Source organism: Hydrogenophaga sp. FG152, assembly GCF_057809615.1.
The window spans coordinates 21,300-43,005 of record NZ_JBMDKH010000005.1 but is presented as its reverse complement, the minus strand read 5'-3'; the positions used below and the strand labels follow the sequence as shown (position 1 = coordinate 43,005).

The following is a 21,706-nucleotide window of genomic DNA, read 5'->3' as shown; positions in this document are numbered from 1 at the left end:
CACCCAGGGTCTCTAGAATGAGGGGCTCGCCGCCCTGTAACACCTTCGCATGACCGCATCACCGTGCTGATCGTCACTCCCTCGGACTTCTCCGCTGCGCCCCCTGCGGGACCCACGGCCCTTTTCGACTGGGCCACGTCCAGCAATGGCCAGCAGATCACCGACCACGGTCAGTGCGCGGCCGCGTTGCTGCCGCGAGACGACGATGTGGTGCTCGTGCTGCCGCCGCGCGCCGTCTCCTGGCACCGGGTCGCCCTGCCCAAGGTCGCCACCGCGCGCCTGCGGGCCGCGCTCGAAGGCTTGCTGGAAGACCGCCTGCTGGCCGACACGGCCGACCTGCACTTCGCCCTGGAGCCCGGTGGCCGTTCGGGCCAGACGGTGTGGGTCGCGGCCTGCCACAAGGTCTGGCTGCGCGGCTGGCTGCAGATCCTGGAGGGAGCGGCCCGCCCGGCCGGGCGCATCGCGCCGGCCCTGTGGCCGCTGTTGCCCTCCGAAACCCCCGGCGCCACGCCGGGCTCCTCGCGCAGTTTTGCGCTGGACGTGCCCTCCAACGTCCACTGGGCCTACAACGAGAACGGCGAGATCTGGCTGGGCAGCGCCGGCCTGCTCGGCGTGAGCTGCACACCGCTGCGGGAAACGCCCCTGGGCCATGGCACCGCGGGCGACATGGTGGTCACCGCGCTCATGCCCCCCGCCAGCGACGCGCCAGGCGAGCCTGGTGAATACGACGTCTGGCTGGCCGACCCGACCGTGGCCGCGCAGGCCGAGCAGATGCTGCAGCAGCGTTTTGAGCTCGTCGCCCTCCCCGCGTGGTTGCTGCGCTGCGCCCAGTCCGACTGGAACCTCGCGCAGTTCGACCTCAGCCTCTCGGCTGGCGCGCGGCGCGGCCAACGGCTCAAGCGCAGCTTCCGGCAATGGCGCAACGCCCCGGCCTGGCGACCCGCGCGCTGGGGCTTGGCGGCGCTGGTGGGCGTGCAGCTGGTGGGCCTGAACGCCGCCGCCTGGCACGAGCGCAGCGGCCTGGAAGCCAAGCAGAAGGCGGTGGTGCAGACCCTGCAGAAAAGCTTCCCGCAAGTCACGCTGGTGCTCGACGCACCGGTCCAGATGCAGCGCGAGGTCGCCCGCCTGCAACAGGCCACCGGCGCCCTGTCCGAAGGCGATCTGGAAACCCTGCTTGCGGCGATCGACCAGGCCTCGGCCGGCGAAGCCCTGCTGCCCTCCACCATCGCCTACAGCACGGGCGAAGGGCGCTTCTCGGGCTGGCGCGCCACCCAGGACCAATTGCGCGCCCTGCAACAGTCGCTGCAGAACAGCGGCTGGCGGGTGCGTTTCGATGGCAATGAGCTGGCCCTGCGCCCGCCGGAACCCTGACCATGGCCACCGCCTCTTCTTCCCCCTCCCCCATCGCCAGGCTCACCCTGGCCCTCTCGGTGGCGCTGGCCCGCCTCTCGTCCCGCGAGCGCAACGCGGTGACCATCGCCGCCTGGGTGATCGGCCTGGGCCTGGTGTGGTGGGTGGCCATCGCGCCCGCCCTGGAGACGCTGCGCCAGGCCCCCGCGCGCCACGCCCGACTGGATGCCCAGCTCGGGCAGATGCAGCGCATGGCCGCCACCGCCGACACCCTGCGCAGCCAGAACACCGCCCAACCCCCCGGCCGCGACGAGGTGTTGCGCGCCGTCGAGACCGCCACCAACGGCCTGTCTGGCACCGGCCAGCTTTCGGTGCTGGGTGAGCGCGCCACGCTGACCCTGCGCAACACCCCGCCCGAGGCCCTGGCCCAGTGGCTGGCCCAGGTGCGCATCAACGCCCGTCTGCTGCCGGTGGACAGCCAGATCCACCGCGAACCCGGCAGTCCCGGCTGGAGCGGTACCGTGGTCCTGACCGGCCCCGGCCTGGGTGGCACGCCATGAACGGCAACTGGCCCATCCGTCTGGCCTGGATCGGTGGCCTGCTCGGCCTGCTGTTCGCCGTCATCGTGTTCGCGCCCGCGCGCTGGCTCGCCAGCGGCGTGACTTCGGCCACCCAGGGCCAGTTGCAACTGGTCAATGCCCGCGGCACGGTCTGGAACGGCCAGGCCGATCTGGTGCTGACCGGCGGCGAAGGCAGCCGCACCCAGACCGCGCTGCCCCAGGGCCTGCAATGGCAGCTCGCGCCGCGCCTGGCCTCGGGATCGCCCGCGATGGCGCTGCGCCTGATGGCCCCCTGCTGCACCCCCGAGCCCCTGGCGATGACCTTCATTCCCCGCCTGGGCGGCGGCGAACTGCGCGTGGCCAGCTCCACCAGCCTGTGGCCGGCCGAACTGCTCAGCGGCCTGGGCACACCCTGGAACACCTTGCGCGTGGAAGGCCAGCTGGCCCTGCAGACCGCCGGCCTCACCCTGCGCTGGGACGAAGGCCGCGCCAGCATGCAGGGCGAGGCCGCCATCGACGCGCTCGACCTGGCCTCGCGCCTGTCCACCCTGCGCCCGCTGGGCAGCTACCGCATGACCGTGCGCGCCGACGCCGACGGCAACACCACCACGCTGAACCTGGAAACCCTCAGCGGCGCGCTCAAGCTGCAAGGCGCGGGCCGCTGGGTCGGTGGCAGGCTGCGCTTCGAAGGCGTGGCCGAGGCCGCGCCCGAAGCGGAAGCCGCACTGGGCAACCTGCTCAACATCATGGGCCGCCGCCAAGGCCCACGCTCGCTGCTCAACATTGGCTGACAACTGAGCGCGCCCCTCCTCCACACTTCAAGATACGATCCGACCATGAAACCGAACCCACTCCGTGTCGCCCCGGGCCGTGCAGCCCACGGCGGTGCGCTCACGGCGCTGGCACTGGTCCTGTGCCTGCTGTCGGGCAACGGCATCTCGCAGACGGCGCGCGCGCCGGCCGCCTCGAACGAGCCCGTCACCCTCAACTTCGTCGCCGCCGAAATCGAGGCGGTGGCGCGCACCATGGCCACCATCACGGGCCGCAACGTGGTGGTCGATCCGCGCGTGAAGGGCACCGTCAACCTCGTCACCGAACGCCCCGTCACCCCCACCGCCGCGCTCAACCAGTTCGCCGCCGTGCTGCGGCTGCAGGGCTTCTCGCTGGTGGACACCGGCGGCCTCTACAAGATCGTGCCCGAGGCCGACGCCAAGCTGCAGGGCAACGTGGTGAGCGCCGGCTCGGTGTCGGCCCTGCCCGCCTCCAACACCGTGGTCACGCAGATCTTCCGGCTCAACCACGAATCGGCCAACAACCTCGTGCCGGTGCTGCGCCCGCTGATCGGCCCGAACAACACCATCAACGTCAACCCAGGCAACAACTCGCTGGTCATCACCGACTACGCGGACAACCTGCAGCGCATCGGCCGCATCATCGCCTCGCTCGACGTCGCCGGCGCGACCGACGTGGAAATCATCCCGCTGCAACACGCCGTGGCGGCCGACATGGCCGCGCTCGTGACCCGGCTGATCGACCCCGCCACCGCCGGCGGTGGTGCGCAGGCCGACCAGTCGTACAAGACCACACTCGTGGCCGAACCGCGCAGCAACAGCCTGGTGCTGCGCGCGGCCAACCCCGCCCGCCTGGCGCTGGTGCGCTCACTGGTGGCCCGGCTGGACCAGCCTTCGTCCGACAAGCTCAGCGGCAACATCCACGTCGTCTACCTGAAGAACGCCGACGCCACCTCGCTGGCCACCACCCTGCGCGCCGCGCTGGCGGGTGAGTCCTCCGGTGGGCTGAGCGGCGGTTCCCTGGGCGGTGGTGCGACTTCCCCGCTCAACCGAGCGGCCCTCACGCCCACCGGCACCGCCAGCGCGAACAACAACAACGCGGCCACCGCCGCCGTCACGCCCAGCGGCTCGCCATCGACCGGCGGCCAGATCCAGGCCGACCCGGCCACCAACTCGCTCATCATCACCGCGCCCGAGCCGCAGTACCGCCAGTTGCGCGCCGTGATCGACCAGCTCGACTCGCGCCGCGCCCAGGTCTACGTGGAAAGCCTGATCGCCGAAGTGAACGCCGAGAAGGCGGCCGAGTTCGGCATCCAGTGGCAAGGCGCGCTCGGCAGCTCGGGCGACCGCGTGATCGGCCTGCTGGGCACCAACTTCGGCACCGGTGGCCGCAACATCCTGGAACTGGCCCAGGGCAACGCCACGCCATCCCCCGGCATGAACCTGGGCCTGGCGCGCCGCACCAACGGCGTGTACGTGCTGGGCTTCCTCGCGCGCTTCCTGCAGGAGAACGGCGAAGGCAACGTGCTCTCCACCCCCAACCTGCTCACGCTGGACAACGAAGAAGCCAAGATCGTGATCGGCCAGAACGTGCCCTTCGTCACCGGCCAGTTCACCAACACCGGCAGCGGCGGCAACAACGGCTCGGTCAACCCTTTCCAGACCATCGAGCGCAAGGACGTGGGCCTGACGCTGCGCGTGAAGCCGCAGATCAGCGAGAACGGCACCATCAAGATGACCATCTACCAGGAGGTCAGCAACGTCGTGCCCTCCTCGGTCAACTCCACCACCGGCCTCATCACCAACAAGCGCACCATCGAATCGACCGTGCTGGTCGAGGACGGTGCGGTCGTGGTGCTGGGCGGCCTGTTGCAGGACGAGTACGCCGGCAACCAGGAAAAAGTGCCCGGCCTGGGCGACGTGCCGCTCTTCGGCAACCTGTTCCGCAGCGAAACCCGCTCGCGCAAGAAAACCAACCTGATGGTGTTCCTGCGCCCCGTGGTGATGCGCGACGGGAATGAAACCAGCAACCTGGCGCTCGACCGCTACGAACTCATGCGCGCCGTGCAGAAAGACGCACAACCCCGGCAGAGCGGCGTGCTGGGCGTGAACGAGGCCCCGGTCATGCCACCGCAACTGCCGCCGCGCGCGCCCTCGCCGGACGGGGCCGCGCCGGTGCGCTCGCTGGCCGATCCTCAGACGACGCCCCCGGTGAACCCGGCACCGCAGAACCCGGCGCCCCGGCAGTGAGGCGGCGGCCGTGAAGTACCCGCTGCCCTACGCCTTCGCCCGCGAGCACCACTGGCTCCTGGAAGACGACGGCACCGCGCTGACCCTGCTGGGCAGCAGCACGCCGGCCACCGACTCCGGCGCGCAGACGCGGCGCCTCTCGGCGCTCACCGAAATCCTGCGCGTGCACCCCGTCAACGACATCCTGTGGGAAGAAGGCGACGCCCTCAAGCAGCGCATCAGCGCGGCCTACGCCCAGGGCGAGTCCAGCGCCGCCGCCGTGGTGAGCGAGGTGCAGAGCGACGCCGACCTCAGCCGCATGATGCAGGAGCTGCCCGCGATCGAGGACTTGCTGGAGACCGCCGACGACGCGCCCATCATCCGCATGCTCAACGCCCTGCTCACGCAGGCCGCGCGCGACGGCGCGAGCGACATCCACATCGAACCCTACGAACGGCATTCCAGCGTGCGCTTCCGCGTCGACGGCTCGCTGCGCGAAGTGGTGCAGCCCAACCGCGCGCTGCACGCCGCGCTGATCTCGCGCCTGAAGATCATGGCCGAGCTCGACATCTCCGAGAAGCGCCTGCCGCAGGACGGCCGCATCTCGCTGCGCATCGGCACCCGCGCGGTGGACGTGCGCGTCTCCACCCTGCCCAGCGCCCACGGCGAACGCGCCGTGCTGCGCCTGCTGGACAAGAGCGAGAGCAAGCTCAGCCTGGAAGCCGTGGGCATGCAGGGCGATGTGCTCAACGCCTTTCGCAAGCTCATCGGCCAGCCGCACGGCATCATCCTCGTCACCGGCCCGACCGGCTCTGGCAAGACCACCACGCTGTACGCCGCGCTGCAGCGCCTGGACGCCAACGCCCAGAACATCATGACGGTGGAAGACCCGATCGAATACGAACTGCCCGGCGTGGGACAGACGCAGGTCAATGCCCGCATCGAACTGACCTTCGCCAAGGCCTTGCGCGCCATCCTGCGGCAGGACCCGGACGTGATCATGATCGGCGAGATCCGCGACTTCGAGACCGCGCAGATCGCCATCCAGGCCTCGCTCACCGGCCACCTCGTGCTCGCCACGCTGCACACCAACGACGCGCCCAGCGCCGTCACCCGCCTGACCGACATGGGCGTGGAGCCCTTCCTGCTGAGCTCCTCGCTGCTGGGTGTGCTCGCGCAGCGCCTGGTGCGCAAGCTCTGCCCGCACTGCCGCCGCGCCGACGACAAGGGCCATTGGCACCCGGTGGGTTGCGAGCAGTGCAACCACACCGGCTACAAGGGCCGCACCGGCATCTACGAGCTGATGGTGGCCGACGACACGATCCGCGCGCTGATCCACAACCGCGCCGCCGAGAGCAAGGTGTATGTGGCGGCCGAAGACGCCGGCCTGCGCTCGATGCGCGCCGACGGCCAGCGGCTGATCGATGCGGGCATCACCTCGCCGGAAGAAGTGATGTCCGTCACCAGAGACTGAGGCCAGGCTGTGCCCGCCTACACCTTCGAAGCCCTGGACGCCCAGGGCGCCACGCAGAAAGGCCTGATCGACGCCGACACCGCGCGCGCCGCGCGCAGCATGTTGCGCGCGCGCGCCCTGGTGCCGCTGCTGGTCGAGCCCGCCGCGGGCTCGCAGGGCACTTCGGCCGCGAAGGGCCTCAACATCACGCTCTGGGGCGGCCGCGCCTTCAGCGCCACCGCCCTCGCGGTCTGGACGCGCCAGCTCGCCGGCCTGGTGGCCGCCGGCCTGCCGCTGGAACGCGCGCTCTCGGCCCTGACCGAAGAATCCGAAGACGAAAAACAGCGCAACCTCATGGCCTCGCTGCGTTCCGAGGTCAACGGCGGCTCCACCTTCGCCCGCGCGCTCTCGCAACACCCGCGCGAGTTCTCCCCCATCTACACCGGCGTGATCGCCGCGGGCGAACAGAGCGGCCTGCTCGGCACCGTGCTCGAACGCCTGGCCGACGACCTGGAGGCGCGCGAAGCCCTCAAGAACAAGATCGTCGCGGCTTCGCTCTACCCGGCCATCGTCACGCTGGTGGCGATCGTGATCGTGGTGTTCCTCGTCTCCTACGTGGTGCCGCAGGTGGCCAACGTGTTCGCCGGCAGCAAGCGGGCCCTGCCCTTCCTCACCGTGGTCATGCTCGGCCTGAGCGACTTCGTGCGCTCCTACGGCTGGTTCATGCTGGCCCTGCTGGCGCTGGGCATCGGTGGTGTCGTGTTCGCGCGCCGCAACGAAGCCATCCGCCTGCGCATGGACGCCGCCTGGCTGCGCCTGCCGCTGGTGGGCCGCCTGGCGCGCGGCTACAACGCGGCCCGCTTCTCGGCCACGCTGGCCATGCTCGCGGCGGCCGGCGTGCCCATCCTGCGCGCGCTACAGACCGCCGCCGAAACCCTCTCCAACCAGGCCATGCGCGCCGACGCGCTCGACACCGTGGTGCTGGTGCGCGAAGGCGCGCCCCTGGCCTCGGCCCTGGGCAGCAAGAAGCGCTTTCCGCCGCTGGTGTCCATGTTCGCCCGGCTGGGCGAGCAGACCGGCCAGCTGCCCGCCATGCTGGACCGCGCCGCGAAACAGCTCGGCGACGAGGTGCAGCGCCGCGCCATGCACATGGCCACCATCCTGGAACCCCTGCTGATCGTGGGCATGGGCCTGGTGGTGATGCTGATCGTGCTGGCGGTGCTGATGCCCATCATCCAGCTCAACCAACTCGTTTCATGATCCCCCCTGCGCCGGCCCTTCGGACCGTCACCCCCCCAAGGGGGCAACGCCTGCGGCCTGGCAAAGCCAGTTCCGCGGCGTTTCTTGCAAGGGGGTCTGAGCGCCCCGACCATCTATGACCCAGGGACTTTTTTCATGGGTGTAACGCTCGAAGGCAAGCTCGTCGTTGCCATCTCTTCCCGCGCCCTGTTCGACTTCGAGGAAGAAAACCGCCTCTTCGAAACCGGCGACGACCGCGCCTACATGAAGCTGCAGCTCGACCGGCTGGACCAGCCGGCCGCACCCGGCGTGGCCTTCTCGCTGGTGCACAAGCTGCTCGCCTTCAACGACGCGCAGGCGCAGCGGGTGGAGGTGGTGATCCTCTCGCGCAACGACCCGGTCTCGGGCATGCGCGTGTTCCGCTCCGCCCAACACTACGGCCTGCCGATCCAGCGCGGCAGCTTCACGCGCGGCCAGCCGCCCTGGCGCTACCTGCGCCCGCTGCGCGCCAACCTGTTCCTCTCCACCCACCTGGCCGACGTGCGCGCCGCGCTCGAGGCCGGCGTGCCCGCCGCGCAGGTCTACCCCCAGTCGGTGCACGCCAGCAGCGAGCACCCCAACGAAGTGCGCATCGCCTTCGACGGCGACGCCGTGCTGTTCTCCGACGAGGCCGAGCGCGTCTACCAGGCGCAAGGGCTCTCGGCCTTCCAGGAACACGAGGCCAGCAAGGCCTCGCTGCCGCTGGCCGGCGGCCCCTTCAAGCCGCTGCTCGAAGCCCTGCACCGCCTGCAGAGCGAGGGCACGCCGATGATGCGCGTGCGCACCGCGCTGGTCACCGCGCGCAGCGCCCCGGCGCACGAGCGCGCGATCCGCACCCTGATGAACTGGAACATCGAAGTCGACGAAGCCATGTTCCTCGGCGGCCTGCCCAAGGGCGAGTTCCTGCGCGAGTTCGAGCCCGATTTCTTCTTCGACGACCAGACCGGCCACATCGAGTCGGCCGCGCTGCACGTGCCCGCAGGGCATGTGGCCAGCGGGGTCAGCAACGGTTGACAGAAGCTCCCCCCTGCGCCGCTGCGCGGCTTCCCCCCTCCGTGGCGCGCCTTCGGCGCTTCGAGGGGGGACGGCGTCTTGGTCCGGCGGAGCCGTCCCTCGATGCCTCTGGAGGGGCTGCTTCGTGCGGTGCGGGTTGGTTCAGGCTTGGCAGCACGGCATAAGTCCTGCCTCAGTGAAGCGGCCACAGGACCCGCTACGATGCGCGTCATGGGCGCCGTCTGCGCCTACCTGCACAGGGCCCTTTCATGACGACGACCACGAATCCAGCCCCCGCCCACCGGCCGCCTTCCCTGTGGCCCACCCTCAAGAACATCTGGGGGTTCGCGCTGCCGTATTTCAAATCAAGCGAAAAATGGCGCGCGCGCGGCCTCCTGCTGGCCGTGGTGCTGCTCAACCTCGGCACGGTCTACATGCTGGTGCAGATCAACGAGTGGTACCGCGTCTTCTACGACGCCCTGCAGGCCAAGGACCAGCCCGTGTTCTGGCAGCAGATCGGGCGCTTCGGCTGGCTGGCGCTGATCTACATCGTGCTCGCGGTCTACAAGTTCTACCTCACGCAGATCCTGCAGCTGCGCTGGCGCGTCTGGCTCACCGACCACTACATGGGCCGCTGGCTGGCCAACAAGGCCTTCTACCGCATGGAGCTGGCGCGCTTCACCGCCGACGAACACGGCAACCCCGACAACCCGGACCAGCGCATCCAGGAAGACCTCAACCTCTTCACCAGCTACACCGTGTCGCTGTCCATGGGCATGTTCAACGCGCTCATCACCCTGGTGAGTTTCGTCGGCATCCTCTGGACCTTGAGCGGCTCCATCAGCGTCCCGCTGCCCGGCTTCCTGGGCGGTGGCGAACTGGAAATCGTCGGCTACATGGTGTGGGCCGCCGTGCTGTATTGCGCGGTGGGCAGCGCCATCGCGCACTGGATCGGCCGGCCGCAGGTGCGACTGAACTTCCAGCAGCAGATGCTGGAAGCCAACTTCCGCCACCACATGGTGCGTGTGCGCGAATACAGCGAATCCATCGCACTTGACGGCGGCGAGCAGGTGGAGCGCCGCCACCTGGATGTGCGCTTCCGCGACGTGATGGGCAATTACTTCGCCCTCATCCGCAACCAGAAACAGCTCACCTGGTTCAGCAGTTTCTTCTCGCAAGCCGCCATCATCTTCCCCATGATCGTCGCCGCGCCGCGCTATTTCAGCGGCGCCATCCAGCTCGGCCAGCTGATGCAGATCAACTCCGCCTTCGGCCGCGTGCAGGACTCGCTGTCCTGGCTGGTCGACAACTACATGGCCCTGGCGGTCTGGAAAGCCACCACCGACCGCCTGGTGGGCTTCGAGGCCAGCCTGTCGCACCAGTCGCAGACGCGCGACGGCCTGTCGCTCAACGAGTCGGCCGACGGCATCCACGCGCAAGACCTCACCGTGGCCCTGCCCGGCGGCAGCACGCTGCTGGCCGGTGTGGACCTGGACGTGAAAACGGGCGACACCGTGCTGCTGCACGGCCCCTCGGGCAGCGGCAAGTCCAGCCTGTTCCGCGCCCTCGCCGGCATCTGGCCCCACGCGCTGGGCCGCGTGGGCCTGCCCAAGGACACCATGTTCATCCCGCAGCGGCCCTACTTCCCCGACGGCCGCCTGCGCGACGCCCTGGCCTACCCCGACCCGGCGGAGAACTACACCGACGAAGCCCTGCGCGACGCCCTGAACGAGGCCCTGCTGCCGGCGCTGACCGACCAGCTCGACCGCGAAGACGCCTGGAGCCAGAAACTCTCGGGCGGCGAACGCCAGCGCCTGGCGATCGCGCGCGTGATGCTCAAGAAGCCGGCCTGGGTGCTGGCCGACGAAGCCACCAGCGCGCTCGACGAAGAAGCCGAAGCCACGATTTACCAGCGCCTGGTGGAACGGGTGAAGCAGGCGCACGGCGCCATCGTCTCCATCGCCCACCGCTCCACCCTGGCGGCGCACCACCGGCAGCGCTGGGCGCTGCGGGCCAACGAGCAGGCGGCGGCGGGCGGGGCGCGTTACCGGCTGGACATCAGCCGCGCCGACGGCGCCTGATCAGGCCTGCGGCGCGGCGTAAGCCGCCCACCCCCTCGCCCGCAACTCACAGGCCGGGCACCCGCCACACCCGTACCCCCAGGGCTGGCGGTGTTCGCGGTCGCCGAGGTAGCAGGTGTGGGTGTGTTCGACGATCAGGTCCACCAGGGCGTTGCCGCCGCCCACCAGCAGCGCGTTTTCGCCCAGCTCGTGTGCCAGGCGCCAGGTGGCGGCCTTGTCGATCCACATCAGCGGGGTGTCGATCAGGAAGCGGTGGTCCATGCCGAGCGAGAGCGCGACCTGCAGCGCCTTCATGGTGTCGTCGCGGCAGTCGGGGTAACCCGAGAAGTCGGTTTCGCACACGCCGGTGACGATGACCTGGATGCCACGCCGGTAGGCCAGGGCGGCGGCCAGCGTGAGGAACAGCAGGTTGCGCCCGGGCACGAAGGTGTTGGGCAGGCCGTTCTCTTCCATGCGGAAGGCCATGTCGCGCGTGAGCGAGGTTTCGCTGACCTTGCCGAGCACCCCGAGGTCGAGCACGTGGTCTTCGCCCAGGCGCTGCGACCACGCCGGAAAGCGCTGGCGCAGTTCGCGCAGCACGTTCAGGCGGGCGGTCATCTCCACGTTGTGGCGCTGGCCGTAGTCGAAACCGATGGTTTCCACGCGCGGGTAGCGCGAGAGCGCGTGCGCCAGGCAGGTGGTGGAGTCTTGTCCACCGGAGAACAGCACGAGCGCGCTGCTGTGGTGGGGGGTGGAGGCGGGGGGCGCGGAGGTCATGGGCATCATCGTAGCGCGCCGCCCGGGCTCACTAGGTCAAACGTTCGGACCTCGGGCTGGCGTGGTCGCGGCTGGTGGCCAGCATGCGGATGAGCGCGCGGTTGGCATGCTCCAGGCTGATGTCGTGGCGCTGGCACACCGCCGGCAGGCGGTGCAGCTGGGCGGGTTCGCCCAGGGCGCGCGCCACATCGAGCAGCGGGTGGTAGGGGCCGTCATGGCGCAGCACGGCGTCGAACACGCGGCCCGAGAGGGGCAACCGGTTGAGCAGTTCGCCCAGCGGCTGGTGCAGCAAGCGGTCGAGCTGCGAGAGCAGCGCGGTGGTGTAGACCTCGCCGCGCAGGTTGTCTTCGGAGCCGGTGGCCAGCAGGTGCTGGGCCAGGCGCGAGCGCATCACCATGGCGTAGCGCACGGGGTGCAGGTCGCGGTCGGGTTCGCTGTTGGGCAGCTGTTCGGCGAGCCAGCGGCCGAGCTCGCGAAAGCCCAGCATCATCAAGGCGTGGCGCAGCGAGCCGATTTCGTGGCGCCCGCCGAAGGCGGCGGAGTTGACCATCAGCAGGATGCGGTAGACCAGCACCGGGTCTTGCCGCACCAGGCGTTCCAGGTGTTCGATGGAGCAGTCTTCGTCGCCGATGGCCATGAGGATCTGCTTGACCACGGCGCCGTCGTAGTTCAGCGGCTGGTGGCGGTGCGCGTGCAGCACGTCGCTGTCGGGCCAGCCGAGCACGCCCCAGGCACCGGCGTCGTCCAGGCACTGGCGCGCCAGGGTTTGCGTGGCGACGCCTTCGACGAGCTGGCCGATCAGCCCGGCGGGCACGGATTCGGCGCCCAGCCGCAGCAGGTTGCGCGCATCGGCCGGGGCCACGGCCTGGCCGCGCACGGCGGCCAGGTCGGTGCGGCGCAGCAGCCGGTGCCCGCGCCGGGCGCCGGCCGTGAGGCGGGCCAGGGTGTCGGGTTGTTCGAACAGGGCGGCGGGCACTTCGAGCCAGGTGTTCTGCACGGGCGCGCAGGCCAGCGCCTGTTGCAGCAGCCGGGGGCTGTCCACGCTGAGGATGAGCACCGGCGCGCTGGCGGGCCAGTCGTCGCCCAGGGCCTGCATGAGGTGGGCCGCGTCGACGGATTCGGGGTGCACGGCGCGCACGCCCATGCGCACGGCGGCGAGTTCGCGCGCGCGGTTCCACACGGGCTCGTAGCCCAGTGCGATGCTGTCCAACACGGTGTGACTGATGATCATGAGAAAAGGGGAACGCAGGTCAATTGATCACCTGGAAGAGCGACAGGCGCTGCACCTGCGCGTAGGTCTTGATGGCGGCCTCCAGGCCGAGCTGCTGGGTCTGCAGGTCGGACAGGCCCTTGATCGGGTCGAGTTCGACCAGGCGGGCATTCTCGGTCTTGAGGGCAATCGAGCCGTCTTCCATCTGGGCGTTGAGCGAGTCGGCGCGGTTGAGCCACTCACCGGCGCGGCCGCGGGCGGCGAGCACGCGGTCGTGCCCGGCGTCCACCTCGGTCATGGCACGCGCCATGGCCTGGGCGTGGTACGCGCTCTCGTTGGGGCCGTTGTAGCGCAGCGCATCCACGGCGTTCTGCACGACCGAGAAGATGTCGGTGGTGGTGGTCACGGGCCGCAGTTCCACGCGGTCGCCGGCGGCGGGTTTGCCGCGCAGCTCCAGCGACATGCCGTCGAATTCGATGGTCTTGTTGGCCACATAGGGCTGGCCGACATGGCCGGGCACCGGCGTGCCGGTGGTGGCATTGGTCACGGTGTACTGCATCACGCCGCCGACTTCGGCGAAGGTGATGTCGTAGTCGTCGCCGGTGAGCGCGGCGGCGTTGGTGACGTTGCCCATGGTGGTGCTCACGTTGCCGGTGTTGCTGGTGGGCACGCCGAGCGTGAAGGTGCCGTTGCCCTGGGGCACGCGCATCCAGATGGCGTCGCCGTCGAGCGCCTGCGGCAGCGAGCTGTTGCCGGCGGCGGCCTGGCCGCGCTGGCCGTCGAACTGCACGCCGCTGCCGCTGGGGCCGTAGAGGTCCACGAAGGGCGTGGAAGAACCGCCCAGGCCGCCATAGAGGGTGCGGCCGGCGTTGTCCTTGCGGTTGGCCACGGCGATGAGCTGCTCGCGCAGGCCTTCGAGCTGTTTGGCCACGTCTTCGCGTTCGGCGTCGGTGAAGGTGGCGTTGCCGGCGGTCACCAGCAGGTCGCGCACGCGCTGGATCAGGTCACCCGATTCCTTCAGGCCGCTCTCGGCCTGCTGCAGGCTGGCGCGCGAGGCTTCCAGCGCGCGCATGTCGGCGGTGGTGCGGGCCAGGCGGTTGGCAGCGGTTTCGGCCAGCGTGGCGGCCACTGGGTCGTCGCTGGCTTTCTGCACACGCAGGCCGGTGGACACGCGCTCCTGCTGCGCGGCCAGTTCGGCCTGGCGGCGGGTCAGGATGGCGATGGTGTTGTCGTAGCTGTGGGCGGTGGAGATGCGCATGTTGGTTCCTCAATCTTTCCGAATCTCGACACGCAGCCGGACGCCGGTCAGGGGCATCGAGGGTCCGGCTCCGCCGGCCCAAGATGCCGTCCCCCCTCCAAGCGCCGAAGGCGCGCCAGAGAGGGGGGAAGCCGCAAAGCGGCGCAGGGGGGTGTTCATATCTAGCGACCCACGGTCTGCAACAGGCTGTCGAAGGTGCTCTGGGCGATCTGGAGGAATTTCGCCGAGGCCTGGTAGGCCTGCTGGTACTGCAGCAGGCGCGCGGCTTCTTCGTCGAGGTTGACCCCGGCCACGTTGGCGCGCGCGGTCTCGGCGGTGTTGGCGACGTTGGCCGAGAAGTCCGCGGCGAACTTGGCGCCCTGCACGCGCGTGCCGATGTCAGAGAACAGGCTGACGTAGCCATCGGAGAGCGGCACGCCGCCGTAGGTGGGCAGGTCGCGCAGGCCCAGCATGCCGGCGCTGTTGCCCGCGTTCTGCGAGATCGCGCCAGCGGGCGCGGCGCCGATGCTGAAGGTGTCGCCCGCGCCCGGGCTGCCGCGCATGGTGAGGCTCCAGCCGTTGAGGGTGATGGACTGGCCCGGCTTGAAGTTGTAGCTCGGCGGCGGGCCGGCGTTGTCGGGCGGCGGGTTGCCCGGGCCCAGGCCGGTGGCGGTGAAGCTGCCGTCGGCCAGGAAGGTGATGGTGACCGGGTCGGTGAGGTTGGGCGAGGCCGACGAGGCGTACAGGCTCTCCACGCTCAGGCCGCCAGAGTTGCCGGTGCCGGGCGTGACCATGACGGGGCTGGCGGCAGCCAGCTTGTCGGGCGAGCCGATGGCCACCTGCAGGTCGCGCGCGGCGGCGGCGTAGGGGCGCACCAGGATGCGGTCGCCGGGCGCGCCGGCGCCGTTGTCGAGGTTGAAGTTGAGGCCGTCGACCACGGCGGGGAGCGAGGTCACGGGGGTGGCGGTGCCGTCGGACAGGCGCACCACGCTCATGCCGCCGGCCTCGAAGCGCAGTTCGTAGTCGGAGGCGACGAGCGCGGTCGGGTCGGCCACGCTGGCGCTGATCTCGGCGCTGCCGGTATTGCCCGGCCGGGGCAGGCCCACGGCGGCGGCCGGCGGGTTGAAGAAGTTCTGGCCCGGGTTGCCCTGCAGGTCCACGCCCAGCTTGTGCTGGTTGTTCACCGTGGTGGCCGTGGCCAGGGCCATGCGGCCCAGCAGGTTCTGCACGTCGACCAGGTCTTCGTTCATGAAGCGCATCAGGCCGGCGAGTTCGCCGCCGCCCAGGCTGGCGTCGGGCACCGCGGTGCTCACGCCGCCCTGCACGAAAGAGAGCGCGACGCGCGAGCTGTCGGTGCTGTCCTGCCCCACGGCCAGCGCGTTGGCGCGCGTGCCCAGCACCAGCGGCTGGCTGCCGCCGATGAACACGCTCACGCTGCCGTCGGCGGCGGGCACGCTGGTGGTCTGCACGTACTTGTTGATGTCGCCCAGGATCTTGTCGCGCTGGTCGAGCAGGTCGTTGGGCGTGTGGCCGTTGCCCTGGCTCTCGGTGATGCGCGCGTTGACCTTGGCCAGGTCCTGCGCCAGGCCGTTGATGCGGTCGACCGCGCCCGCCACCTGCTGCTTGGTGGTGTGCTGCAGCGAGTCGATCTGGCTGGCGGTGTTGCGCAGGCGCGTGGCGAGTTCTTCGCCCTTGGCGATCACGACCACGCGCGCGGTCAGGTTGCCGGGGGAGGACGAGACATCGGTCCAGGCGTTGAGCATGTCGTTGAGCGCCGTGCCCAGGCCCGCCGAGCCGGTGGGGAAGGCGCTTTCCAGCTGCTGCAGGCGCGCATAGCGCAGCGCATCGGCGGAGGCCACGGAGCCGGCCTTCTGCGCTTCGCGCGTGAGGTACTGGTTGTGCGAACGTTCGACGGTGGCGATCTCCACGCCCATGCCGAAGTAGCCGTTGCCCATCTGCTGGTAGCCCGACGACTGCTGGATCACGTTCTGGCGCGAATAGCCGGGCGTGTTGACGTTGGCGATGTTGTTGCCGATGACCTGCAGGGCCGCGAGGTTGGCGTTGAGCGCGCGGGCGCCGATGTTGAGGGCGGACATGGCGTGCTCTCTTTCAGCCCTGCGCCCGCTGCAGGCTCAGGGTGGAGTTGATCGCGCGGCTGAGTTTGGCCGCGTACTGGGGGTCGGTGGCGTAGCCAGCTTTCTGCAGGCCGCTGGCAAAGCCTTGCACGGAATGCAGCTGGTCCATCACGCCTTCGTAGCGTGGGCTGTTGCCGATGAGGCGCGCGTAGTCGCGGAACGAATCGGCGTAGGAGTCGTAGGCGCGGAACTTGGCCGTCACCTTGCGCGGCTCGCCGTTGATGTATTCGGTGGTCGTGATCTCGGCGACCTTGCCCTTCCAGCTGTCCGTGGCCTTGATGCCGAACAGGTTGTGCGAGGGCGTGCCATCGGCGTGCCTGATCTCGCTGCGGCCCCAGCCGGTCTCGTGGCCGGCCTGGCCGATCATGAAGCTGGCGGGAATGCCAGACTCGCGCGCCACGGTGGCCGCGGCTTCGCTGTGCTGCTCCACGAAACCGGCCTGGCGCGGGCCCGCGTTCACGCGGCCCACGGTGCTGGTGTCGCCGGTGGCGGAGAGGGCGGCGCTGCCGCCACCCCGGGTGGCGTCGGTGGGGGTCATCTGGCGGCCGAGCTGGCGCTCGATCGCTTCGGACAGGCCGCCGGGCAGGCCGGAGAGCTGCACCGAGAACTGCTGGTCGAGCAGGTCCATGCCCAGGTTGCCGCCCTCGCCGTCCATCAGGCCCGACTTCTGCGTGGCTTCGCGCATGCTCTTGATGAGTTCGCGCATGAAGAGCGATTCGAACTGCTTGGCCGCTTCCTTGAGCGCGGCCTTGTCGTCGCCCTTGCCGTAGCGCAGCGCATTGAGCGCTGTCGGGTCGGCGGCCAGGCCGCTGGGCGTGAGGGCACGGGTGTTCATGCTCAGATGACTTCGAGTTCCGCGTTCATCGCACCGGAGGCCTTGATCGCCTGGAGGATGGCGAGCAGGTCCTGCGGCGTGGCGCCGAGCGAGTTCAGGGCGCGCACCACGTCGGAGAGCTGGGGCGCGGTGTCGATCTTGACGAGCGAGCCCTTGTCCTGGCGGATCTGGATGTCGGCCTTCTCGGTGACCACGGTCTGGCCACCGACCGACAGCGGGTTGGGCTGGCTGATCACCGGGGTGGAGCTGATGCTCACCGAGAGGTTGCCGTGCGAGACGGCGCAGGCGCCGAGGGTGACGGCCTGGTTCATGACGATGGAGCCGGTGCGCGAGTTGATGATCACGCGCGCGGTGGGGATGGTGGCGTCCAGGCGGATGTCTTCCACCTTGGCCAGGAAGCTCACGCGCTGGCTGGGGTCGGCCGGCGCGCGCAGGCGCACCACGCGGCCGTCCACGGCGCTGGCCACGCCCGAGCCCATGGCGCGGTTGATGGCGTCGGTCACGCGGCTGGCGGTCTGGAAGTCGTTCGAGTTCAGGCCCAGGTCGATGGTCTCGCCCAGCGCGAAGGGCGTGGCCACCGCGCGCTCGACCTGCGCGCCGCCGGGCACGCGCCCCGCGCTCAGGTGGTTGACCTGCACCTTGCTGCCGCCGGCGGAGGCGCCCGCACCGCCGACCAGCAGGTTGCCTTGCGCGAGCGCGTAGATCTCACCGTCGGCGCCTTTGAGGGGCGTGGTGATGAGGGTGCCGCCGCGCAGCGATTTGGCGTTGCCGATCGAGGACACGGTCACGTCGATGGCCTGGCCGGGTTGGGCGAAGGCGGGCAGCTGCGCGGTGACCATCACGGCCGCCACGTTCTTCAGCTGCATGTTGGTGCCGGGCGGCAGCGAGAGGCCGAGCTGCTGCAGGTAGTTGTTCAGGCTCTGCGTGGTGTAGGGCATCTGCGTGGTCTGGTCGCCCGTACCGTCAAGGCCCACCACCAGGCCGTAGCCGGTCAGCTGGTTGCTGCGCACGCCCTGCACGGCCGCGATTTCCTTGATGCGGATGGACTGGGCAGCCGCCGGCAGGCAGATCAGCACACTGCAAATCACCATCAAGTATCGGAAGAGCCGGTCGATATTCATTTCATTGGTTCCAGGGATCGGTGGCCCATGATGCAACGGCATCAGAAGGGGAGAACCGTCAAAAAGAACCGTGCCAACCAGCCAATTGAAAGCGCTTCGCCCTGCTGGCCGCGCCCGCGCGACTCGATGCGCACATTGGCCACCTGGGTGGAGGCGACCACGTTGCCGGGGCGGATCTGTTTCGGGTCCACCGTGCCGGAGAAACGCAGCACGTCCACGTTCTGGTTCACACCAATCTGTTTCTCGCCCACCACCAGCAGGTGGCCGTTGGGCAGCACCTCTTGCACCGTGGTGGTGATGGAGCCGGTGAAGGTGTTGGCGTTCTCGGTCTCGCCGTTGCCGGCGAACTTGTTGGACGAATTCGCGCCCACGTCGAGCTTGCCCAGCAGCGAGCTGCTGGGGCTGATGAAGGGCAGCGCGGAGACGCCGGCCGATGCGTTGGCGGTGCGGTCCACCGACGACGAGGACTTCTGCGTTGCGTTGATGCGCTCGGTGATCTGCACCGTGAGGATGTCGCCTGGCAGGCGCGCGCGCGGGTCTTCGAACGCAGGCCGGTAGCTCACGGCCTGGAACAGGCTGCCGCCGGGCGCGGCCGTGACGGCGGGCGCCGCCATCGGTGCCTGCTGCGCATAGCGCACCGGCTGGGCCGGCGCCAGGTCCACCTGGGGCGTGCGCTGCAGGGTTTCGCAACCGGAAGCGAGCACGGCGAGCGACAGGATGAGGGCGATGCGCAACATGGCGGTTCCTTACAGCTGGCTCAGACGCTGCAGCATCTGGTCAGAGGTTTGAATGGCTTTGGAATTCATCTCGTACGCGCGCTGGGTCTGGATCATGGTCACCAGTTCCTGCACCACGTTGACGTTGGAGGTTTCGACGTAGCCCTGCATCAGCGAGCCCATGCCGGTCGAGTTGGGCGCGCCGTTGATGGGGTTGCCCGAGGCCAGGCTTTCGGCGTACAGGTTCTGGCCCAGGGGCTCCAGGCCGGCCGGGTTGATGAAGCTGGCCAGCTCGATGTTGCCGATCTGCTGCGGCGCGGGGTTGCCCGGCAGCTTGACGGTGACCACACCGTCGGCGGACACCGTGACGCTCTGTGCCTGGGCCGGCACGGTGATGCCGGCGGTGAGGGGGTAGCCGCTGTTGGTGACGATGCGGCCCTGCGCATCGGCCTTGAAGCTGCCGTCGCGCGTGTAGGCGGTGGTACCGTCGGGCATCTCGACCTGGAAGAAGCCGTTGCCGTTGACGGCCAGGTCCAGCGGGTTGTCCGACTGCTGCAGGCTGCCCTGCGAGAAGTTGCGCGAGGTGGCGACGGTGCGCACCCCCAGGCCGACCTGCAGGCCGGTGGGCAGCTCGGCCTGCTCGGCCGTGTTGGCACCCACCTGGCGCAGGTTCTGGTACATCAGGTCCTCGAACACGGCGTTGGCGCGCTTGAAACCGTTGGTGGACACGTTGGCCAGGTTGTTCGAGATCACATCCAGCTGCATCTGCTGCGCCTGCATGCCGGTCTTGGAAATCATCAGCGAATTGATCATCTTGTGCTCCGCGATTTAAAGGGGGTTCAACCGTTCATGCTCAGCAGCTGGCTGGCGGTCTTGTCGTTGGTTTCGCCGTTCTGCAGCATGCGCATCTGCACCTCGAACTGGCGGGCCACGGCGATCATCCCGACCATGGCCTCCATGGGATTGACGTTGGAGCCTTCGAGCGCGCCGTCCTGCAGGCGCGCCACGTCGCTGGCAGGCAGCGGGTCGCCCTGCGGGCCGCGGAACAGGCCGTCCTCGCTGCGGCGCAGCGGGTTGTCGGCGTCGGGCGTGACCATCTTGAGGCGGCCCACGGTCTGCGAGGGCTGGTTGCCGATGCGCGTGCTCACGGTGCCGTCGGAAGCGATGTCCACGCGCGCACCCTCAGGAATCACGATCGGGCCGCCGTCGCCCAGCATGGGCAGGCCCTGGCCGCTGACCAGGGTGCCGTCCTGGTTGACTTCGAGCGCGCCCGCGCGGGTGTAGGCCTCGGTGCCGTCCAGCCCCTGCACCGCGAAATAGGCGTTGCCGCGCGCGGCCACGTCCAGGTTGCGGCCGGTGGCGGCGATCGAACCGGGCAGGTCGGAATGGCCGGGGGTGGCTTCCAGGGCGAACACGCGGGTGCTCGCACCGTCGCCGCGCACCGGCACGGCGCGGAAGGTGGAGAGCTCGGCGCGAAAGCCCGGCGTGGACACGTTGGCCAGGTTGTTGGCCAGCACCTGCTGCCGGTACTGCGCGGCGTTGGCGCCGGTCATCGCGGTGTAGATCATGCGGTCCATGCGGGGCTCCTTCGAATGCAGATGCCGATGCGCGCGCGAGGGCTTCGACCAGGGGCACCGCCGGGCCGGCTTTGCCGGACGGCCAGTGCCGCCCCCTTGAGGGGGTCGCGCGCAGCGCGGCAGGGGTGTTTCATGTTCAGCGCATGTTCAGGAGGGTGGTCAGCACCTGGTCCTGCGTCTTGATGGTCTGGGCGTTGGCCTGGTAGGTGCGCTGCGCGGTCATCATGTTGACCAGCTCGGCCGTGATGTCGACGTTGGAGTCTTCCAGCGCCCCCGAGCGCAGCGCGCCGAAGTTGCCCGTGCCCGGCTCGCCGTGCAGCGGGTCGCCCGAGGTGAAGGTGGCCGTCCAGTTGCCGCCGCCCATGGGCTGCAGGCCCTGGGTGTTGCGGAAGTTGACCAGCGCGATCTGGCCGGCGGCGCGGGTCTCGCCGTTGGAGTACTGGCCGCTGACCAGGCCGTCCTCGCCGATCTTCAGGCCCAGGAACTGGCCGGGGCGGTAGCCGTCCTGGTCCAGGTCGCTGACGGCGAAGTTGGTGCCGAACTGCGTCGCGGCGCCGAACTCGAGATCGACGTTGAAGGTCTGCGCGGGGTCGTTGGGCGAAGCCAGCGTGAGCTGCGGAATCACCGAGGCGGGGTCGAGCGAACCGTCGGGCAGGAAGTTCACGACGAAGGGCGTGGACAGCGCGGGGTCGGCGCCGTTGACGCCGGTGTAGACGTTCCACTGGTTGTTGCCGATCTTCTCGAAGCTCAGCGACACCGGGATCTCAAGCCCCTGCGAGTCGTAGGCGACCAGGGACGTGCCGTAGGTCGACAGCGGCGTGGGCGGCGTCTGCGTGGAGGCCACCGGCGCGCGGGCGTCGAGGTTGAATTCGGCCAGGATGCTGGTGGTCTGGCGCGCGGGAATCGGGCCGCCGGTGGGCAGGCGCAGCGGCTGCGAGTCGAAGCTCAGGCGCGTGCCATCGGGCGCGGTCGGGTAGCCCATGAGGTTGGCGCCGCCGTTGGTGATGATGCTGCCGCTGCTGTCGAGCTTGAACATGCCCGCGCGGCTGTAGGCGACCGTGCCGTTGGGCATGTTGAGTTCGAAGAAGCCCGAGCCGTTGATGGCCACGTCCAGGTCGTTGCCCGTCACCGTGATGTTGCCCTGCGTGAAATGCTGCGACACGGTGGTCAGCGCCACGCCGATGCCGGAGTTCACGCCGCCGGCCGCGTTCACGGAGCTGGCGTAGAGCTCGCCGAACTCGCCGCGCGAGCTCTTCATGCCCACCGTGTTGGCGTTGGCGATGTTGTGCCCGATCACGTCGAGGTTGCGGCTGGCGCTGTTCAGGCCGGAGAGTCCTTGCTGGAATGCCATGGTGATGTCCTTAGAAGGGGAAAGCGGTGTGTA

The 21,706-nt window shown here is 69.5% G+C and carries 18 protein-coding genes; 8 read left to right on the top strand and 10 right to left on the bottom strand.

Annotated features, from left to right (window positions below; all coding sequences use genetic code 11):
• The first annotated feature begins 63 nt into the window (after positions 1-63).
• From gspL to ACODTB_RS07495, 8 genes are all read left to right on the top strand, one after another.
• Complete coding sequence (gene gspL, locus ACODTB_RS07530) at positions 64-1,371, top strand: type II secretion system protein GspL (protein WP_291112576.1); 1,308 nt, start codon at positions 64-66, stop codon at positions 1,369-1,371.
• Positions 1,372-1,373: 2 nt separating this feature from the next.
• Positions 1,374-1,910 (top strand): type II secretion system protein M, encoded by a 537-nt coding sequence (locus ACODTB_RS07525; protein WP_291112578.1) that lies wholly within the window; start codon positions 1,374-1,376, stop codon positions 1,908-1,910.
• Positions 1,907-2,701: a type II secretion system protein N gene (gspN, locus tag ACODTB_RS07520; protein WP_291112580.1), complete on the top strand. Its 795-nt coding sequence runs from the start codon at positions 1,907-1,909 to the stop codon at positions 2,699-2,701. The genes ACODTB_RS07525 and gspN overlap by 4 nt, the downstream gene beginning before the upstream one ends.
• A 45-nt stretch (positions 2,702-2,746) precedes the next feature.
• Entirely contained in the window at positions 2,747-4,951 is a 2,205-nt protein-coding gene (gene gspD / locus ACODTB_RS07515; protein ID WP_488929205.1) for a type II secretion system secretin GspD, read from the top strand.
• A 10-nt stretch (positions 4,952-4,961) separates the two neighbouring features.
• Positions 4,962-6,404 carry a type II secretion system ATPase GspE gene (gene gspE / locus ACODTB_RS07510; protein WP_291112584.1) on the top strand — a complete coding sequence of 481 codons (1,443 nt, stop codon included), beginning with the start codon at positions 4,962-4,964 and terminating at the stop codon, positions 6,402-6,404.
• 9 nt (positions 6,405-6,413) lie between these two features.
• A complete protein-coding gene (gspF, locus tag ACODTB_RS07505; RefSeq protein WP_291112586.1) occupies positions 6,414-7,643 on the top strand; it encodes a type II secretion system inner membrane protein GspF in 1,230 nt (409 codons plus the stop codon).
• A 135-nt stretch (positions 7,644-7,778) separates the two neighbouring features.
• Complete coding sequence (locus ACODTB_RS07500) at positions 7,779-8,675, top strand: 5'-nucleotidase (RefSeq protein ID WP_291112588.1); 897 nt, start codon at positions 7,779-7,781, stop codon at positions 8,673-8,675.
• 248 nt (positions 8,676-8,923) lie between these two features.
• Positions 8,924-10,735 carry an ABC transporter ATP-binding protein/permease gene (locus ACODTB_RS07495; protein ID WP_291112590.1) on the top strand — a complete coding sequence of 604 codons (1,812 nt, stop codon included), beginning with the start codon at positions 8,924-8,926 and terminating at the stop codon, positions 10,733-10,735.
• On the opposite strand, the gene queC is transcribed toward ACODTB_RS07495, so the two are convergent.
• From queC to flgE, 10 genes are all read right to left on the bottom strand, one after another.
• Positions 10,736-11,491 (bottom strand): 7-cyano-7-deazaguanine synthase QueC, encoded by a 756-nt coding sequence (queC, locus tag ACODTB_RS07490; protein ID WP_291112592.1) that lies wholly within the window; start codon positions 11,489-11,491, stop codon positions 10,736-10,738.
• Positions 11,492-11,522: 31 nt separating this feature from the next.
• Positions 11,523-12,722, bottom strand: coding sequence for an HDOD domain-containing protein (locus ACODTB_RS07485; RefSeq protein ID WP_291112594.1), 1,200 nt, complete (start codon positions 12,720-12,722; stop codon positions 11,523-11,525).
• A gap of 19 nt (positions 12,723-12,741) precedes the next feature.
• Complete coding sequence (flgL, locus tag ACODTB_RS07480; RefSeq protein WP_291112596.1) at positions 12,742-13,959, bottom strand: flagellar hook-associated protein FlgL; 1,218 nt, start codon at positions 13,957-13,959, stop codon at positions 12,742-12,744.
• Positions 13,960-14,120: 161 nt separating this feature from the next.
• Entirely contained in the window at positions 14,121-16,034 is a 1,914-nt protein-coding gene (flgK, locus tag ACODTB_RS07475) for a flagellar hook-associated protein FlgK (RefSeq protein ID WP_291112598.1), read from the bottom strand.
• A gap of 13 nt (positions 16,035-16,047) precedes the next feature.
• Positions 16,048-16,908 carry a flagellar assembly peptidoglycan hydrolase FlgJ gene (flgJ, locus tag ACODTB_RS07470; RefSeq protein WP_291112600.1) on the bottom strand — a complete coding sequence of 287 codons (861 nt, stop codon included), beginning with the start codon at positions 16,906-16,908 and terminating at the stop codon, positions 16,048-16,050.
• A 2-nt stretch (positions 16,909-16,910) separates the two neighbouring features.
• The gene (locus ACODTB_RS07465) at positions 16,911-17,999 is read right to left on the bottom strand and encodes a flagellar basal body P-ring protein FlgI (RefSeq protein ID WP_291112646.1); all 1,089 of its coding nucleotides are present in this window, start codon (positions 17,997-17,999) and stop codon (positions 16,911-16,913) included.
• Between the two features lie 71 nt (positions 18,000-18,070).
• A complete protein-coding gene (locus ACODTB_RS07460; protein ID WP_291112602.1) occupies positions 18,071-18,766 on the bottom strand; it encodes a flagellar basal body L-ring protein FlgH in 696 nt (231 codons plus the stop codon).
• 9 nt (positions 18,767-18,775) lie between these two features.
• The gene (flgG, locus tag ACODTB_RS07455) at positions 18,776-19,558 is read right to left on the bottom strand and encodes a flagellar basal-body rod protein FlgG (protein ID WP_291112603.1); all 783 of its coding nucleotides are present in this window, start codon (positions 19,556-19,558) and stop codon (positions 18,776-18,778) included.
• A gap of 26 nt (positions 19,559-19,584) precedes the next feature.
• The gene (gene flgF / locus ACODTB_RS07450; RefSeq protein WP_291112605.1) at positions 19,585-20,322 is read right to left on the bottom strand and encodes a flagellar basal-body rod protein FlgF; all 738 of its coding nucleotides are present in this window, start codon (positions 20,320-20,322) and stop codon (positions 19,585-19,587) included.
• Between the two features lie 136 nt (positions 20,323-20,458).
• Complete coding sequence (flgE, locus tag ACODTB_RS07445) at positions 20,459-21,673, bottom strand: flagellar hook protein FlgE (protein WP_291112607.1); 1,215 nt, start codon at positions 21,671-21,673, stop codon at positions 20,459-20,461.
• Positions 21,674-21,706 lie beyond the last annotated feature (33 nt).

What these genes read in the sequence shown, in the direction of transcription:
- ACODTB_RS07525 (WP_291112578.1), top strand. Translation starts at nt 1,374, where the DNA reads ATGGCCACCGCCTCTTCTTCCCCCTCCCCCATCGCCAGGCTCACCCTG.
- gspN (WP_291112580.1), top strand. Translation starts at nt 1,907, where the DNA reads ATGAACGGCAACTGGCCCATCCGTCTGGCCTGGATCGGTGGCCTGCTC.
- gspD (WP_488929205.1), top strand. Translation starts at nt 2,747, where the DNA reads ATGAAACCGAACCCACTCCGTGTCGCCCCGGGCCGTGCAGCCCACGGC.
- ACODTB_RS07500 (WP_291112588.1), top strand. Translation starts at nt 7,779, where the DNA reads ATGGGTGTAACGCTCGAAGGCAAGCTCGTCGTTGCCATCTCTTCCCGC.
- ACODTB_RS07495 (WP_291112590.1), top strand. Translation starts at nt 8,924, where the DNA reads ATGACGACGACCACGAATCCAGCCCCCGCCCACCGGCCGCCTTCCCTG.
- queC (WP_291112592.1), bottom strand. Translation starts at nt 11,491, where the DNA reads ATGACCTCCGCGCCCCCCGCCTCCACCCCCCACCACAGCAGCGCGCTC.
- ACODTB_RS07485 (WP_291112594.1), bottom strand. Translation starts at nt 12,722, where the DNA reads ATGATCATCAGTCACACCGTGTTGGACAGCATCGCACTGGGCTACGAG.
- flgL (WP_291112596.1), bottom strand. Translation starts at nt 13,959, where the DNA reads ATGCGCATCTCCACCGCCCACAGCTACGACAACACCATCGCCATCCTG.
- flgK (WP_291112598.1), bottom strand. Translation starts at nt 16,034, where the DNA reads ATGTCCGCCCTCAACATCGGCGCCCGCGCGCTCAACGCCAACCTCGCG.
- flgJ (WP_291112600.1), bottom strand. Translation starts at nt 16,908, where the DNA reads ATGAACACCCGTGCCCTCACGCCCAGCGGCCTGGCCGCCGACCCGACA.
- ACODTB_RS07465 (WP_291112646.1), bottom strand. Translation starts at nt 17,999, where the DNA reads ATGGTGATTTGCAGTGTGCTGATCTGCCTGCCGGCGGCTGCCCAGTCC.
- ACODTB_RS07460 (WP_291112602.1), bottom strand. Translation starts at nt 18,766, where the DNA reads ATGTTGCGCATCGCCCTCATCCTGTCGCTCGCCGTGCTCGCTTCCGGT.
- flgG (WP_291112603.1), bottom strand. Translation starts at nt 19,558, where the DNA reads ATGATCAATTCGCTGATGATTTCCAAGACCGGCATGCAGGCGCAGCAG.
- flgF (WP_291112605.1), bottom strand. Translation starts at nt 20,322, where the DNA reads ATGGACCGCATGATCTACACCGCGATGACCGGCGCCAACGCCGCGCAG.
- flgE (WP_291112607.1), bottom strand. Translation starts at nt 21,673, where the DNA reads ATGGCATTCCAGCAAGGACTCTCCGGCCTGAACAGCGCCAGCCGCAAC.